General features: G+C 71.1%; 16 protein-coding genes and 3 pseudogenes. 9 read left to right on the forward strand and 10 right to left on the reverse strand.

Features of this window, described 5'->3' with window-relative positions; translation table 11 throughout:
• Window positions 1-23: 23 nt before the first annotated feature.
• Window positions 24-893, reverse strand: a complete 870-nt coding sequence (locus IW245_RS02430) for an NAD-dependent epimerase/dehydratase family protein (protein WP_197001562.1) — start codon at window positions 891-893, stop codon at window positions 24-26.
• A gap of 368 nt (window positions 894-1261) precedes the next feature.
• On the opposite strand from IW245_RS02430, the gene IW245_RS02435 reads away from it, so the two are divergent.
• Complete coding sequence (locus IW245_RS02435; RefSeq protein WP_197001563.1) at window positions 1262-1627, forward strand: hypothetical protein; 366 nt, start codon at window positions 1262-1264, stop codon at window positions 1625-1627.
• A gap of 155 nt (window positions 1628-1782) precedes the next feature.
• On the opposite strand, the gene IW245_RS02440 is transcribed toward IW245_RS02435, so the two are convergent.
• Window positions 1783-1923, reverse strand: coding sequence for a hypothetical protein (locus tag IW245_RS02440; protein ID WP_197001564.1), 141 nt, complete (start codon window positions 1921-1923; stop codon window positions 1783-1785).
• A gap of 7 nt (window positions 1924-1930) precedes the next feature.
• Between IW245_RS02440 and IW245_RS02445 the strand changes: the two are divergent.
• From IW245_RS02445 to IW245_RS02455, 3 genes and pseudogenes are all read left to right on the forward strand, one after another.
• Window positions 1931-2110: pseudogene (locus tag IW245_RS02445) on the forward strand (hypothetical protein); the annotation flags it as partial.
• Between the two features lie 83 nt (window positions 2111-2193).
• Window positions 2194-2547 carry a PadR family transcriptional regulator gene (locus IW245_RS02450; protein ID WP_197001566.1) on the forward strand — a complete coding sequence of 118 codons (354 nt, stop codon included), beginning with the start codon at window positions 2194-2196 and terminating at the stop codon, window positions 2545-2547.
• Window positions 2544-3932 carry a hypothetical protein gene (locus tag IW245_RS02455; RefSeq protein ID WP_197001567.1) on the forward strand — a complete coding sequence of 463 codons (1389 nt, stop codon included), beginning with the start codon at window positions 2544-2546 and terminating at the stop codon, window positions 3930-3932. Before IW245_RS02450 ends, IW245_RS02455 begins: the two co-directional genes overlap by 4 nt.
• A 172-nt stretch (window positions 3933-4104) precedes the next feature.
• On the opposite strand, the gene IW245_RS02460 is transcribed toward IW245_RS02455, so the two are convergent.
• Both IW245_RS02460 and IW245_RS02465 read right to left on the reverse strand, forming a co-directional pair.
• Window positions 4105-7008, reverse strand: a complete 2904-nt coding sequence (locus IW245_RS02460) for a hypothetical protein (RefSeq protein WP_197001568.1) — start codon at window positions 7006-7008, stop codon at window positions 4105-4107.
• Window positions 7009-7046: 38 nt separating this feature from the next.
• Window positions 7047-7526 (reverse strand): DUF2690 domain-containing protein, encoded by a 480-nt coding sequence (locus tag IW245_RS02465; protein WP_197001569.1) that lies wholly within the window; start codon window positions 7524-7526, stop codon window positions 7047-7049.
• Window positions 7527-7720: 194 nt separating this feature from the next.
• Here IW245_RS02465 and IW245_RS02470 point away from each other — a divergent pair, with 194 nt between their 5' ends.
• A complete protein-coding gene (locus IW245_RS02470) occupies window positions 7721-8377 on the forward strand; it encodes a hypothetical protein (RefSeq protein ID WP_197001570.1) in 657 nt (218 codons plus the stop codon).
• A gap of 145 nt (window positions 8378-8522) precedes the next feature.
• Here the strand turns inward: IW245_RS02470 and IW245_RS02475 are convergent, their stop codons facing one another.
• Window positions 8523-8795: a hypothetical protein gene (locus tag IW245_RS02475; protein WP_231398628.1), complete on the reverse strand. Its 273-nt coding sequence runs from the start codon at window positions 8793-8795 to the stop codon at window positions 8523-8525.
• A 37-nt stretch (window positions 8796-8832) separates the two neighbouring features.
• On the reverse strand, window positions 8833-9198 hold the full coding sequence (locus IW245_RS02480; RefSeq protein ID WP_197001572.1) for an ArsR/SmtB family transcription factor: 366 nt from the start codon (window positions 9196-9198) through the stop codon (window positions 8833-8835).
• Window positions 9199-9539: 341 nt separating this feature from the next.
• Here IW245_RS02480 and IW245_RS02485 point away from each other — a divergent pair.
• The 3 genes and pseudogenes from IW245_RS02485 to IW245_RS02495 form a co-directional block, all read left to right on the forward strand.
• Window positions 9540-9686, forward strand: a pseudogene (locus IW245_RS02485) (transcriptional regulator); the annotation flags it as partial.
• A pseudogene (locus IW245_RS02490) lies at window positions 9683-10121 on the forward strand (GNAT family N-acetyltransferase). The pseudogenes IW245_RS02485 and IW245_RS02490, both read left to right, overlap by 4 nt.
• 82 nt (window positions 10122-10203) lie before the next feature.
• A complete protein-coding gene (locus tag IW245_RS02495; RefSeq protein ID WP_197001574.1) occupies window positions 10204-10371 on the forward strand; it encodes a hypothetical protein in 168 nt (55 codons plus the stop codon).
• Window positions 10372-10854: 483 nt separating this feature from the next.
• On the opposite strand, the gene IW245_RS02500 is transcribed toward IW245_RS02495, so the two are convergent.
• Genes IW245_RS02500 through IW245_RS02510 form a run of 3 tightly spaced genes read right to left on the reverse strand, consistent with a single transcriptional unit; the run spans window position 10855 to window position 13147 of the window.
• Window positions 10855-11430, reverse strand: coding sequence for a 3'-5' exonuclease (locus IW245_RS02500; RefSeq protein WP_197001575.1), 576 nt, complete (start codon window positions 11428-11430; stop codon window positions 10855-10857).
• Window positions 11431-11435: 5 nt separating this feature from the next.
• Entirely contained in the window at window positions 11436-12485 is a 1050-nt protein-coding gene (locus IW245_RS02505) for a HEAT repeat domain-containing protein (RefSeq protein WP_197001576.1), read from the reverse strand.
• The gene (locus tag IW245_RS02510; protein WP_197008283.1) at window positions 12479-13147 is read right to left on the reverse strand and encodes a HEAT repeat domain-containing protein; all 669 of its coding nucleotides are present in this window, start codon (window positions 13145-13147) and stop codon (window positions 12479-12481) included. The genes IW245_RS02505 and IW245_RS02510 overlap by 7 nt, the downstream gene beginning before the upstream one ends.
• Window positions 13148-13403: 256 nt before the next feature.
• Here IW245_RS02510 and IW245_RS02515 point away from each other — a divergent pair, with 256 nt between their 5' ends.
• Complete coding sequence (locus tag IW245_RS02515; protein WP_197001577.1) at window positions 13404-14150, forward strand: maleylpyruvate isomerase family mycothiol-dependent enzyme; 747 nt, start codon at window positions 13404-13406, stop codon at window positions 14148-14150.
• 38 nt (window positions 14151-14188) lie between these two features.
• Here IW245_RS02515 and IW245_RS02520 read toward each other — a convergent pair whose 3' ends face one another.
• A complete protein-coding gene (locus IW245_RS02520) occupies window positions 14189-14668 on the reverse strand; it encodes a 3-hydroxyacyl-ACP dehydratase FabZ family protein (RefSeq protein ID WP_197001578.1) in 480 nt (159 codons plus the stop codon).
• Between the last annotated feature and the right edge of the window lie 75 nt (window positions 14669-14743).

Here is a 14743-nt window from a genome sequence, read left to right on the forward strand (position 1 = left end):
TCCGCCGCCCGCCCCGCCGACGGTCAGGCGTACGAGCCGGCCACCAGGTCCGAGGTGACGTACCGTTCCCGCGGCTGCCAGCCCAGGTCCGTCGCGGTCCGGTCGGCGGACACGGTCTGGTCGGCGGCCAGGGCCCGCGCGAACGGCCCGCCGAACACGTCGGTGGCCTGCTCGACCGGCCAGGGCTCGGCCCGACCGGTGCCGCCGGCCGCGACGTCGGCCGCGGCGGCCAGGGCGGCGGTCGGCACCGCCGGGGTCGCGATCCCGTGCAGGACACTGCCCGGGGTGGCCTTGCCCAGGGCCAGTACGAACAGGGCCGCCAGGTCGTCGACGTGCACCATCGGCCACCGGGTGCCGGCGGTGCCGACGTAGCGGCCCTGGCCGTGCTCTCTTGCCCAGTCGACCATCATGGCGGGGATGCCGCCGCCGTGGCCGTAGACGATCCCGGGCCGCAGTACCACGGCCCGCACGCCGGCGGCGGCGGCGGCGAGGACCCGCTGCTCGATCCGGGGCCGGTAGCCGACGATGTCCAGCGGGTCGGTGGCCGTCGACTCGTCGGCCACCCGGTCGCCGGTCACGCCGAGTACCCACACGCCGCTGGTGTAGACGAACGGGCGTCCGGTACCGCGCAGCCGGTCGAGCAGCGCGTCGACGGCTGCGGCGTCCACCTCCTCCTGTCCGGTCGGGGTGGCCAGGTGCAGCACCGCGTCGATGTCGTCGGTCACCGCCGCGCGCAGCGAGTCGGGGTCGGTCAGGTCGCCGACCCGGATCGCCGCGTCCACCACGGCAGAGCTCTTCTTGACCAGTGCGACGATCTGGTGACCCTCGCGGGTCAACCGCCGGACGACGGCGGATCCGATGTAGCCGGTGGCGCCGAGTACCAACACGTTCACGTCACGTACTGCCTTTCGCAAGGGTTTCCGGGCGTGTCGTCACACCGCGGGGAGTCAAGATCATTTTAATCGGGCGGCACCGCGCCGCCCAGGTGATCCGTGCCATCCCTTGTGGTCACGGGCCGCTCGGATCAGGGCAGGGGAAGAAGTCCGCCCGCGCGCCGCCCGCTGACCTCGGCCAGTGGTGGGCCGAGGTCCCGGATCGGCGTGGCGCACGGCAGGCGGATTCCCGCGCGTGCGCGGAGGGGCGACAGGTAGGCGCGGCAGTATATCTTAAGACGCTATCCAGTGGCATCCGATGAACGAGCGATACTTCCGCGCCGATCGGTCTCCGTACCGTGATCATCTGCAAGTCCACTGTGGAATTCATGGAGCGAACAATGATGGACATCAAGCGGAATGTGACGGTCGCGGCGGCTCTGGTCGCGCTCGGTGGCGGGCTCCTCGCGGGCACGGCGACCGCGGCGCAGGCCAGCACGCCCGTGTGCAACGACCCGGAGTACAGCCTGGTGCAGGACGGCGGCACCCTGGTCGCCACCGCGTACAAGTACTGCAGCGGGATCCGGTACAGCCAGTCCGCGCTGATCCAGCGCAGCAACGCCGACGGCAGCTACACGAACCTGGTCAGCGGCGTCGGCCAGGTGGTGTACACGTGCGCGGGGACCGCGCCCAACACCTACCGGGCGACCCTCAATGTCACGGTGCGCCGCACCATCCAGGCGAACTGCGGCTGACAATGGTGGGTGTCCACCGGCCCGGCCGGCCGCCCGCCCCGGCGGCGCGCCACCGGTGGACACCCCCGTTCAGCGTGGCACCGTTGGACGCCAGCCCCGCTCGGCGCGTAACCAGCGTCCACACGGCTGCGGTGCGAGGCCGGCGGACCGCGTCGTCAGCGGGCCAACGCCGCCGGGACGTCCGCGCCGTCGACGCCCGCGCCGGCCGGCCTGCCCGCCGGCACCTGCGTCCACCGCCACCGCACCCGCAACGAACTCGGCGAGCACGCCGAGCGCTGCTCCCACGGCTTCGTCACCCGTGTCGCCACTGTGCTCGGCGACCCCGAGCGGGCCCGACTGCTGATCGCCCTCCTCGACGGCCTCTTCGCCGACGAGTTGATCCGGGGCGCGCCCCGACCCGACCCGGCGACACTGCGCCGGCGGGTCGCGGCGGTCGACTCCCACGCGATGGTCGACGTCGCGACGCCGCCGTCTCGGTCCTGACCTGCGAAACCCTCGCGGCGGATCTGGCGACAGGTGATACCTTGAACTACTATGCATCATGGTTCTAGGGATGGAGGTGCGCGGTGCACATCACGAAGGACCTGGTGGCCGCAGCGGCAACGCCGATGGTGCTGGGCATCCTCGCCCAGGGGGAAAGCTACGGCTACGCGATCATCAAGCAGATCCTCGAGCTGTCCGGCGGGAACCTCGAGTGGACCGAGGGCCTGCTCTACCCGCTCCTGCACCGGCTCGAACGCCTCGGCCACGTCGAGGCGACCTGGCGCACCGCGGCCGGTGAGCGCAGGCGCAAGTACTACAGCATCACCGACCAGGGCCGCGCGGAACTCGCCGAGCAACGGCGTCAGTGGGCCGCGGTGATCGACGCGCTGAAGGGCGCGTGGCAGCTGACCGTCCCGGCACTGGAGGCCCAGGCGTGACATCCGAACCAACCGGTCCCGACCCGGCCCTGGAGGAGCAGATCTCCCAGTGGCGCGGCTACGTCCGCCACCACCGGGGGATCAGCGAGTCCGACGTGGACGAGCTCGAGGACCACCTCCGAGGCACCGTCGCGGACCTCTCCTCGGCCGGGCTACGCCCCGACGAGGCGTTCCTGATCGGCGTCAAGCGGCTCGGGGCGCTCGACGCCCTCTCCCGCGAGTTCGCCCGCGAACACTCGGGCAGGCTGTGGAAGCAGCTCGTCCTCGGCGGTGATCAGGGCCCTGCGGGCGCGGACCGCGCGGGCAACGGCTGGCTGACGATGCTGGTGTTCGCCGTGCTCGCCGCCGCGGCCATCAAGGTCCCGGCGCTGTTCGGCGTCCACATGGACAGCGTCGCCGGCGCCACCTTCTACCTGCGCAACGCCAGCCTGCTCGCCCTGGCGCCGATGGTGGCGTTCCTGGGCTGGCGTCGCCGGATCGGCGTACCCGTCATCGCCGTGCTCGTCGCCTGCTACGGCGCCGCCGCCGTCGCGATCAACAGCTACCCCTTCGCCACCGACACCGCGCACACCCTGATCCTGGCGGCACTGCACCTGCCGCTGGTGCTGTGGTTCACCGGCGGCCTGGCCTACACGGGCGCGGACTGGCGGACGCACGCCCGCTGGATGGACTTCCTCCGCTTCACCGGCGAATGGTTCATCTACTACGTCCTGATCGCGCTCGGCGGCGGACTGCTCACCGGCGTGACCGTCGCGACGTTCAACGCCATCGGCGTCAACGTCGAGACGTTCGTCCCGCAGTGGCTGCTGCCCTGCGGCGCGACCGCCGCCGTCGTGGTCGCCGCGTGGCTCGTGGAGGCCAAACAGGGCGTGATCGAGAACATGGCCCCGGTGCTCACCCGGGTCTTCACCCCGCTGTTCGCCGTCCTGCTGGTCGCGTTCGTCACGGCCGTGCTGGTGACCGGGCACGGCATCCAGGTCCAACGCGACATCCTGATCCTGTTCAACGTGGTGCTCGTGGTGGTGCTCGGGCTCGTGCTCTACTCGATCTCCGCCCGCGACCCGCTGGCCCGGCCAGGATTCTTCGACTGGCTGCAGCTGGTGCTCATCGTGAGCGCGCTGGCGATGGACGTCCTCGTCCTGCTGGCGGTCTACGGCCGCACCGCCGACTCCTACGGCTTCACCCCGAACCGGGTCGCCGCGCTCGGCGAGAACGTCGTCCTGCTGGGCAACCTTGCCTGGTCGGCGGTGCTGCTCGGCACTTTCCTGCTGCGCCGGTCGCCCTTCAGTCGACTGGAGCGGTGGCAGACCACCTACGTACCAGTCTATCTGTTGTGGACCGCCGCGGTGGTCGCCCTCTTCCCGCCGCTGTTCGACTACCGCTAGGCCGACGGCCGGTCAGGGGATGAGCACGAGCTTGCCGGGAGCGTGCCCGGCGAGGCCGATCTCGTGATCCTTCGCGGCGTCGGAGTCCTCCACCCGCTCACCGCCACCCCGACCAGCTGAGACGGAGAGAGCGGGCCGGGAAGTCCCGGCCCGCTCCCGTTCTCCGATCGGGTCAGTGCGGCAGCAGCGCCCGCTGACACTTGGTGCCCGCGTTGGGCACCGTCGGGATGAACGCCATCGCGTCGAAGGCGATGTCGGCGTAGCTGGCGGGGTTCGCCGCGTCGATGTTGTTCAGCTCGACCCGGGCCCCGAGCCCGAGTGAGTAGTTTCCGATGGACACCCACAGGTCGGTGCCGTGGGCGGCGCTCTGGTCGATGAGACACTGCTCGGAGTCGGTGTGGGAGTCAGCCACCCCGTTGCCGTATCCGGTCGGATGGACGACGTACCGGGCGGTGGTGTACTCGCCGCCGTGGCTGGGCAGGTGGACGAAGATGTCGTAGTTCTTCAGCTGGCCCGGCGCGACGTCGAGGTCCGGGGACCACATGCCGGTGACCTGGTAGAACTTGTTGGTCGGGATGCCGGTGAAGTCCCGCTCGACGGTGTGGGTGAACCAGATGTGCCCGTCGTATCCGGCACCGGCCTGATGCGTGTCGATCAGCCCGAACTGGCTGGAGAAGCGCAGGGTGAACTTTCCGTCGTTGGCTGGCAGGTTGCTGCACCCCAACGCGTACTGGGACGTGTCGTTGAGGTCGTAGACGACAGTCGCCGGGCCGCCCAGCGGGTCGTGGGACGTGTCGTCGGAGGCGTCGATCCGGGAGCAGTCGCGGTCGTAGATCCGCTGCACGCCGGGCTCCGCCGCGCCGGCGCCGTACGTCAGCTTCTCCTTGGCGCAGGCGCCGTTGGAGCAGTCGGCGAAGGTCACGTCGCCGTGCCACCAGCACGACCAGTCCCAGTTCGGGCACGGGTCGGCGTTCGCGGCGTTGCAGTTGTTGGTGGCGGAGCAGAACGTGTCGCGGTGCGGCAGGGACAGGTGCCCGGCGATGTTGTTGGTGATCGGCGTGGCGTACGCGCCGGTAGACGGGCTGCCCTTCAACTGGGGGGTCTCGACCCAGCCCATGATCCGCTCGGGGTAGGACCAGTGGCTGGGCGTCGCGGCGTCGGCGTACGTGAACCGGAGGAACGGTTCCCGGTTGGCCGGGTAGGACGGGTTCGCCGGGTTGTTGAGGTAGCCGACGCCGAAGTTGCCCTCGGAGTGGCTGGCGTACGCGGTCGAGTGGTAGCCGCTGTTGTAGGCCCACACCGCCAGGAACCAGTTCTCGATCCATGTCGGGTCGTTGTTGTTGACGGAGCTCGCCGGGTTGTCCCCGGAGACCTCGTTCCACTTGTCGATGAGGATGTTCATGGCGGCGGAGATGTTCGCCGCGTAGTCGGTGGCCAGGGCGATCTGCTGTGACCGGGTGTAGAGAGTGCTTCCCGTCCGCATGCCGTCGGTGACCTGGCCGATGCCGTAGCCGCAGTCGGACTTCGAGTAGTCGATCTGGGCCTCGCCGTCGCGGTTGCCGTAGTAGTCGGACACCAGCGGGTTGCCGGTGTCACCGGGGACGGCGTGCCAGGACGCCTGCGACAGGTTGGTCTCCTGCGCCAGGATCGCGAGCAGGAGCTGCGCCGGCACGGTGCCGCCGTCCCGGACGCTGTGCGGGGGGAACATGCCCTGCGGCGAGTACGCCGGCTGGCCGGTCTTGAGGTAGTTGGCCGGGCGCTGGGTGGTCAACCGACCGTGCACGGCCTGGTCGACCGCCCACTCGACCATGTTCGGACTGGGCTGGAACGCCTGGATCTGCGGATCGTTGCGGCCGACCGCGCAGCCCGGGGTGCTGGTGTCAGCGGTGAGCGACGGGCGGTTGGTCGCCGTCGTAGGGATGGCGTCCAGTGTCGGCGCCGCGGACGTCGTGACCGTACCGGTGCTGATCCGCCCGGTCCGGGTGGCCCGCACCGTCACCATCATCGTGCCGGCGTCCCGGGCGTCCGGGCGCGCCAGTGGCGCGGCGACGCTCCGGCCGGCCTGTCGGGTCAGGATCTCCTGGGCGAGCAGGTGGCCCTGGGCCGACACGGCCTGCACCTGCCGGTCGCTGGTCAGCTTCGACAGCTCGGCGACGGTTCCCGGGACGGCGTTCGTGTCTCCGACCACCGCGTTCCCGCCGCCGACGAGCCCGAACAGTTGCAGCTTGTTCCAGGGGCCCGTGCCGATCTGGGTGACCTTGCCCCGCGCGAACCGCTGGACGACGGCCTTGTCCTTGTCGACCGAGGCCACGTCGATGCCGTTGTGCGCGGTGGCCTGGACCGCGAACGGGGTGCCCTGCGGCGTGCCGACGGGCGTGAGCTCCCCGGCCGGGCCGATCTTGACCAGGGCGCCGTGCGCGATGCCGTAGTCGCCGTCCGGTGCCGGCGTCGGGGTGGTCAGTTGCGCGGCGATCCGACGGGTACCGGTGACCTTCGCCGCCGCCGCGTCGACGGCGAGCAGGTCGGTCTGCTGTTTCCCGTCGTCGCCGCCGATCACCCGGGTCAGCAGCGCCCTGTCGCCGGGCCCGCAGGCGGGGTTGAAGTAGGCGAGCTGCACGCCCTCGGCGACCTTGGTCGCCTTGCCCGTGCGGGTGTCGACCACTGCGGCCAGTCCGCCCGCGGCGAGCAGCCTCGGCGTGGAGGCGGCCGCGGCCGGCGCGTAGACCGCGACCGCGTACCGGCCGGAGCCGGTGACGCAGACCTGACCGGTCCACGGCCCCTGGTCGAGTGCCGAGGCGGTCAGCGTGGCGAGGGTCGTCCAGGCGAAGGCGTCCTTCTCCCGGGCGACGTACAGGTGGAAGCCCTTGCTGTCTCCGGCGCCCGTGACCAGCACGTCGGAAGAGTTTCGCCAGCCGGGGGCGAGAGCGGCGTCGGTCTCGGCGACCGCGCCCTGCCCGGCCGGCACCGGAGCGGGTTTCGGCGGGGCGGCCTCGGCGGACTGCGCCGCGAGGCCCAGCCCTACCGTGGTGGCCGCGAAGGCCGCCAGTAGTCGGGTTCTGTTACTGGAAAAGCGCATGGTTGTACCCCGTGTGTGTGAAGCGGAAGTGCGGAAGGCTAGCGGGTGCCGGAGATGCAGGGGTTGGAGCCCGAGTCGTCCCCGACGCCGATGTAGGTCGCGCAGTAGGTGAACGAGTTGTCCCAGTCAGCCATGGGCGTCTCGTAGGTGCCGGGCCCGTGCGCCCTGCTGTCGACGTTCCGCGACGTGTTCGAGTACGCGGACGTCACGAACACGATGAGGTCGCGGAAGTCACCCTCGGTGTGGGTGGTGTAGTCGGCCCAGGCGGCGTGGCACGCCGGCGAATACCACAGACCCCCCACGGCCGGAGCCGTGCCGGTCGGAGTGGTGCTGTCCTGGACCGTGAAGCCGCCGATGGCGTACCGGTCGGCGTTGCAGCCCATGTCGACCGCTTGTTTCCCGTTGCACCCTGAGCCCCGGCACTGCGCCGACGCTGCGGCGGGCTGGGCTGGTGCTGTTGCCACTGCGCTGGCGGCCAGAGTCAGCCCACACAGCAGCAGCGCGGATAATCTGCGCATTTCATGCTCCCCGTTGGATATGGCGTCGGTGACCGGGCGGGTTCTGTGTCGACGATGGAGGATGGATCGCCCGTTTGGTCACCTGTGGTTGGTGCGCCCCAAAACGTATTGCCCATTGTGCGAGAATGTCAACGGTCTATGTGAAATGAGCCGTCCTAGGGGGACGGTCGACAGCAACACACGGGGGATCGACGGTGGCGAACGAGAGCATGGACGGTCAGGGCGACTCGGGACCGGCGGGAAGACCGCGCCGGAATCGCATCGCGGCGATCTGGATCGGCGTCGTCCTGGTCCTGGTGCTCGGCGCGGTCGCCTGGTGGGCGTTCCCCGACCACGACGGGACCCTGAGCGGAGCTGGGCAGCCGCGGTCCCCGGCCACGCCGACCGGCGGGTCGCCGGCCCCGGGCGCCACGGCGTCCCGGTCGCCCGGCCCCACGGTCCCCGACAGCAGCATCGCCGACACCACCCGCCAGCTGTCCGCCCAGTGGGGTGTCCCGCTCGTGCCGGGCGCCACCGCGTACAGCGCGAAATTCGTCAAACCGGGCACGAGTCGCAGCCTGTGGATGGTCGTCGGCCACGCCGTCGGCGACTCCGGCGACGGCCTCGGCAGCCTGATCTGTGAGACCTTCGGGCCTGATCTGGTCATCGACCAGGCGGCCCTGCAGGACCTCAAGGCCTGCCTCGCGCCGGTGCTGCGGGGGCCGGAGAAGACCTCGGTGCCCGAGTGGCTCGACCGGACCGCGCCGGGGTTGGCGAGCGACGGATTCAAGGATGAGGAGTTCGCGACGTTCCGGCTGCACCTGATCCACCGGGGGACCGAGGGCCTGCTCGTCCAGCTCAAAGCCAAGTAACGGCAGCTCGGGCCGCCGCGCCGTGCGCTCGGCGGTTCGTGCGGCGGACGCGACAGCGGCGCGGCACGTGGCGATGTGGACGGCCAGCAGCCGTGCGGCGTCGGGGATGTGGAAGCCGGGCACGTCGGCGGCCGCCACGGTGACGTCAGCCGACGCCGTCTCGGCCCGCCCGCCGCGTGGCGGCGGTCAGGGCGGCGCGGATCGCCACGGCGGTGGGCAGGTCCAGACGGCAGGAGGCTCCGCCACCGTTGGCACCCATGACGTCGGTGCCGTTGACGAGCACGGAAGGCGACGGGTACTCGCCGACCAGCTCGACGAACTCCACAGGAAGCCCGTGTTCTGCCAGGCAGGCGCGTAGCAGTTCGCGCGCCGGTACCAGGTTCGGGCAGTCGGGCACGGACCGCAGTTCGATCAGCACGTTCTCATCCTTCACCGCCCGGGACGCCGGATGTGGGCTACGCGGTCGCGAGGTTGAGCAGCCGCGACAGGGCGGTGATCTTCTCCGGGAGGACCCGGTAGTAGACCCAGGTGCCGCGCCGTTCGCCATCGATCAGGCCGGCCTCGCGCAGCACCTTGAGGTGGTGCGAGATCGTCGGCCCGGACAGGTCGATGGTGTCGGAGATGTCGCACACGCACGCCTCTCCTCCTTCCGCGGAAGCGATCATCGAGATCAGCCGCAGGCGGACCGGGTCCCCGAGTGCCTTGAACGCCGGGGCGAGTTCGTCGGCGGCCTCGGGGGTGACGGCCGCCGTGGTCAGGGGGGTGCAGCACGCCTCGGCGACGACGGGGGTGAGGGCGAGGACCGCTGGCTGCTTCGACATACCCCTAGGTTGACAGATGTCGAATCAGTGTGCAAGCTTCTGTTACTTCGACAACATTCGAGACAGGAGATGGTCATGACGGTAGAGAACATCCAGGTGGGCGACTTAGCGGGGGACCCGGCCGAGGCGCTGAACCCGGCTGCCGCGACTGGTGGCTGTTGCGGCAGCGCGACCGCCTTGGACGAGGCTCCGGCGGGCACGTGCTGTGGGACTGCCGCCGCGGCGCAGGTGGCCGGGGCGTGCTGTGAACCGGGCGCGAAGGCCGAGGCGGTCGACGCCGGGGCTGGGTGCTGCGGATGACCGAGGTGTCGCCGGGGTCGACGCGCGCCGTCGGCCCCGGCCTCGCCGAGGTGCGCTTCGTGCTGGCAGGGCCGGTCGGCGATTCCCGGCGGTACCGGGTAGGCGAAGCGTGCCTGTCGAGGTTCGCGACCGCCGCCGACATCGTCATGGGCAAGCCCGCCCCCGACCCGGGGGGCCGCTGCTCATGATCACCGTCCGAGCGATGACGCCGGTGGACGCCGGTGCGGTTCTGACCATCTACCAGGCGGGGATCGACGGCGGCGACGCCACCTTCGAGACCGCCGCCCCGACCTGGGAGCGGTTCGACGGTGCCCGGTTGCGCGGCCACCTCGGCCCGCGCGGTCTACGCCGGGGTCGTCGAACACGGCGTCTACGTCCACCCCGCCGCGCGCGGCCTCGGTGTCGGCTCGGCGCTCCTGGCTGCGCTGGTCGCCTCCACGGAGGCGGCGGGGATCTGGACCATCCAGTCCGGGATCTTCCCCGAGAACGCCGCCAGTCTCGCACTGCATCACCGCGCCGGTTTCCGGGTCATCGGCACCAGGGAGCGGGTCGGCCGCCACCACGGCCGGTGGCGCGACGTCGTCCTTCTGGAGCGTCGCAGCGCCGTCGCCGGCATCTCGTAAATCCCACTGACTTGACGAATTTCAAATTAGATGGCAGTCTAAGCAGTAGAAGTTAGAGGAACGTCGAAATAAGGAGTCGGTCATGTTCGCGATCATCCGCAAGCTCACCGCCGCCCACACCGCCGCCGTCGCGGCCGGGGTCCGGTTCTGCGAGGAGTGCACCGACGCGGTCAGCACTGCGGCCCAGCGCGCCGAGGCCCGGTTCCAGCAGGCCCACGACAAGGCCCTGACCACCGGCTTCCGTTTCTAGTCCGCGCGACACCTGATCAACCCTCGCAGGCGACTGGGACGCAGCCCGCGAGGTCCAACTCGCACTCCCCGAAACCGGCGTGTGCTCCACCAACCTCGTCTAGGACGAGAGCGGACCCGCCGCTGAGGGGGAGTCCTGTGGCACCGCTTCGGCGTCGGACGTGCGACGCGGGCTGGCCATCGGCATCTCCGGCGGGCTGCTGTCCACGGCCCTGCAGCTGGTCGACGCCAGCGCCCACGTGGGCGGCGGCTGCTGCGGGTCGTGACCCACTGTCGGTTCCTGGCGGCCGCCGGGCCCTGGCGGTGCACCCTGGGCCTGCGGCCCACCGAACTGTCGGTTCCTGGCGGCGGCCCGGGCACTGACGCCACCGCCGCGTGCCTGGTCGCCCCGGGGCGCACGCGGCACGACGCACACCGGCTGAGTGCGACATCGCCGGCGCCGCAATAGCTCGAGAAGCCGGCGGGCGTGGGCGAACGACCCCGGTCAGCTGACGCTGTCGACGTGTGTCGCGACAGGGTCGTGCCCGTCGGCGAGCATGTGCAGCAGCAGGGCCGCGATGTTGCGCGCGTCGTCGACGCCCCGGTGGTGGCGTCCTTCCAGCGGCAGGCCCGCGTGGTGGAGGGCTGCGGCCATGCCCGGCCGGCGGGGCAGGTCGTAGGCGTCCGTGTAGGCGGCTTTCAGGTTGATGTGCCGCCCGAACGGATACGCCACCCCGCTGCCCTGGCAGTCGCGGTGGAACTGCTTGCGGTCGTAGTCGCCCCAACTCAGCCATACCCGGTTCGCGGAGTCCTCCTCGCCGACGAGGGCCGTGCACGCTTCGGCGAAGGTCATGCCGGAGTCGACGTCGACCTGGGTGAGGCTGGTCAGCTCGGTGCAGAACGCGCTCACCGTGGAGCGGGTCGGACGCACGAGGATGCCACGGTTGGCTACCCGCTCACGGGCGGCGAGGTCGACGACGCACAGGCCGATCTCGATGATCTGGCTGACCTGTCCGGCCGGCGGCTGCCCGGACCAGCAGGTCGCTTCGACGTCGATCACGTTCACCAGCTGCTCGGACATGCCGGTCACACTAGTCGGCGACGTCGATCTCCACGATCCGATTTCCGCGCCGGCCGCTCGTCGGGCACTCCCACGAGGACCGAGGCGACGAGGGCGACGGCCCGATCGTCATCGTCGGTCAAACGCCGCAGGACGCCCCGCGCGATGGCCACCGGCATCTCGGCGAGGGCCTGAACCAGGCGGATCCGCACCGTGGCGTCCGCGGTGTGTGCGGCGAGCTCGGCGACCAGCGCGCTCATGATCCGGTCCGCGCACCCGGGGTCCCGGGCCAGTGCTCCCAGGACCTCGGCCGCCTCGACGTCGTTCGTGCCCTCGACCACCATGTCGACGAGTGTCGGTACGGCCGAGGTCGCGCCACGCGTGCCCAGAGCCAGGGCTGCGCGCCCGCGTACCGTCGGATCCGGGTCGCCGAGAGCGCCCGTGAGCGCCGCGGTGGCCTCGTCGCCGGGCATCGCGGCGATCGCGAGGACCGCGCGCCGCCGGACGTCGACGTTCTCCGCGGACAGGCCGGACGCCACGCTCGACACACCGGCGCCGCCGGCCCGGGCGAGGGCCCACCGCAGGGCGCCGGCGACGTTCGGATCGGCTTCGGTGAGGACCGCCCCGGCCAGCAGTTCGGTGGGAACCCGCGCTTCCTCGGTCGGGGCGAGGACGGCCTGCTGCCGGCGCGCGGCACTGGGCGAGTTGAGCCCGTGCACAAGCTCGACGATGCGCAGGACGCCCTGCCACTCGGAGGGCTCCGAGGCGTTGACGGCATGGAGCCGTTCGAGGAGCTCCCGCTCCCGGCGCAGTCGGTCCTCGGTCCGGCGGATGAGATCACTGACCAGCGCGGACGGCGTGAACGCCGGATCCCGCAGCGCGCGGCCGATCTGTCGCAGCGACAATCCCAGGGACCGCAGACTCTCCACGTGGAAGATCCGGCGAATGTCCTCGGCGGAGTACTCGCGGTAGCCCCCCACGGTGCGGCCCGTCGGCCGCACCAGCCCGAGAGAGTCGTAGTGCCTGAGCATCCGGGTACTCACCCCCGAGCGCCGCGCCACCTCACCGATCAGCACGCCGCCCCCTCGACCCGTCCCGGGCCGAGCGCGACGATCCGTTTCGCCTCGTCGGCGGCCTCGTCGAAACCGGCATCCTGGTCGTGCAGGAGCCGCTCCGTGGCCCGGGCGTGCGCGCGCACCGCCGCGTCGTCGCTGGCCAGCCCCTTCCGCAGGGCCGGCTCGATCACGTCGCCGAGTGCGACGAGCGCCCGGCTGAGACTGAGTCGCACGTTCCGGTCGCCGCGACCGAGTTGCGCGGCCAGGTCCGCGGCCAGTCCTTCCCGTTCGGCCACGGGCGCGAGGAGGACGGCGGCACGCCAGGCGCTCCGCGCGACCTCGTCATCGGCGTCGTGCAGCAACGACCGCGTGATCGCGGGCCAGGCGCCCGGGTCCCCGATCTTGGACAACGTATGCAGCGCCTGGCTGCGGGCCTGAGCGCCCTCGGAACGCAGTTCCTCGCGGAGTCTGGGCACCGTGATCTCCGACGGGAGGCGGGTCAACGCCCAGGTGAGCATGTCGCGGACGAAGAAGTCCTGCTCGATCGCGCACCGTGCCACGAGCGCCTCGACGGCGCCCGGGTCGGCGTGCGTGCCGATCGCCAGAGCCGCCTTCAGCCGCGTCGACGAGTCCGCGGCGCCCAGCGCGCCGAGCAGGCGGGTCTTCTGGTGTGTCGAGTTGATGGTGACCACCTCCTGCTCACAGTGAAGACCTTGTCACAGTGTCAATGTCAAGCGCGTGCCGCCCGGAGCCTGTCGCGGATCGACCCGAAATGCCCGACCGGCCCAGCCCGAGCGGCTGGTCGAGGTGGCGTGGAAGCCGAGCGCCGGGCTCGAGTGGCGGCCGTGACCGTGTTCCTCCTCGCGCTCGTGCCGGAGACGACCCCAGGCCTGGACCTGGCACTGACACGACATCCATGGTGGACATAAACTGAGATTCATGCCGCTTTCCTATCAAGAACTCTGCGCAGCGCTCGACGGCGAGATCGCCCACCTGGTGAAGGTCGCCGCCGCCGTCGACCCCCACGCCCCCGTCCCGACCTGCCCGACGTGGACGACGGGCTACCTGCTCGGCCACGTCGGCGGCTCCCACCGCTGGGCCACCCGCATCGTCCAGGAGCGGGCACAGTCCTTCCTGAGGCCCGGCGATGTCCCGGTTCCCCGGGAACCTGCGACCGTGGCGGCCTGGCTCGCCGACGGCGGCACGGAACTCCTCGCCGTCCTGCGCGCGACCGACCCGGACACGGCCGTGTGGACCTGGGGCGGCGGTACCCGGGACGCGTCGTGGTGGGCACGCCGCCAGTTGCACGAGACGACCGTGCACCGGGCCGACGCGGAATCGGCGCTGGACTCGGCATGGCTCGTCGAGGACGCCGTGGCCGTAGACGGGGTCGAGGAGTTCCTCGACAATCTGCCGTTCACCCGCATCTGGGCCCCGCACGTCGATGAGCTGCGCGGGACCGGCGAGACCCTGCTCCTGGCCGGCCCCGAGGTCTCCTGGCTGATCACGCTGGCCCCGGACGGCTGGCGCTGGGAGCGTACCGGGGCCGCCGCCGCGACCGTCACGGTGCGTGGCTCCGCGACCGACCTCTACCTGTTCCTCTGGGGACGTCGACCGGCCGCGGACCTGGCGATCGAGGGGGACAGCGCCCTGTTGGACCTCTGGGTCCGGCACTCCGCCATCTGACCGGCGGACATCCAGGCAGCCGTGCCGCCGGACCGGTCCTAGACCGGTTCGGCGGCCGGTGTCCGGGGCCGCAGCTCCGTGCCGGGCCGCAGCGCGATGGTCACCCGTTCCACGGTGAGCACGGTCTCGTCGTCCACGGTCGTCTCCCCTTCGAACATCCAGGTGTCCGACAGCGCGCGCAGAAGGCGCACCCGGTGCTCGAGGAGGTCCCCGGGACCGACCGGGCGGTGGAAGGCGATCCGGGAGATCGCGCCGAACAGCGGCACCGGACGGTCACCTCCGGCCGTGTCGAGCGGTCCACCGGCCGCCAGCAGGCTCGCCGCCTGGCACCAGGACTCGATGAGCAGTACCTGTGGATAGGCGAGACTGCGCCCGTCGGCGAACCACGGCTCGTTGGCGGTTACGGCCTTGGTCGCCGTGAGTGCCTGCCCCGGTGCGAGGCTGGTCACCCGGTCGACCAGCAGCATGGGGTACCTGTGCGGCAGCAGTGTCCGGATCTCATCCGTCCCGAGCGTCATTTTCCGTCCACTTCTGACCGTAGGCGGTCGATGAGGTCCAGCCGGGTGGCGGCCGGACCGTGACAGCGGTGGCCG

The organism is Longispora fulva, from assembly GCF_015751905.1.
GTDB lineage: Bacteria > Actinomycetota > Actinomycetes > Mycobacteriales > Micromonosporaceae > Longispora > Longispora fulva.

What these genes read in the sequence shown, in the direction of transcription:
- IW245_RS02435 (WP_197001563.1), top strand. Translation starts at nt 1,262, where the DNA reads ATGGAGCGAACAATGATGGACATCAAGCGGAATGTGACGGTCGCGGCG.
- IW245_RS02460 (WP_197001568.1), bottom strand. Translation starts at nt 7,008, where the DNA reads ATGCGCTTTTCCAGTAACAGAACCCGACTACTGGCGGCCTTCGCGGCC.
- IW245_RS02465 (WP_197001569.1), bottom strand. Translation starts at nt 7,526, where the DNA reads ATGCGCAGATTATCCGCGCTGCTGCTGTGTGGGCTGACTCTGGCCGCC.
- IW245_RS02480 (WP_197001572.1), bottom strand. Translation starts at nt 9,198, where the DNA reads ATGTCGAAGCAGCCAGCGGTCCTCGCCCTCACCCCCGTCGTCGCCGAG.
- IW245_RS02495 (WP_197001574.1), top strand. Translation starts at nt 10,204, where the DNA reads ATGTTCGCGATCATCCGCAAGCTCACCGCCGCCCACACCGCCGCCGTC.
- IW245_RS02500 (WP_197001575.1), bottom strand. Translation starts at nt 11,430, where the DNA reads ATGTCCGAGCAGCTGGTGAACGTGATCGACGTCGAAGCGACCTGCTGG.
- IW245_RS02515 (WP_197001577.1), top strand. Translation starts at nt 13,404, where the DNA reads ATGCCGCTTTCCTATCAAGAACTCTGCGCAGCGCTCGACGGCGAGATC.
- IW245_RS02520 (WP_197001578.1), bottom strand. Translation starts at nt 14,668, where the DNA reads ATGACGCTCGGGACGGATGAGATCCGGACACTGCTGCCGCACAGGTAC.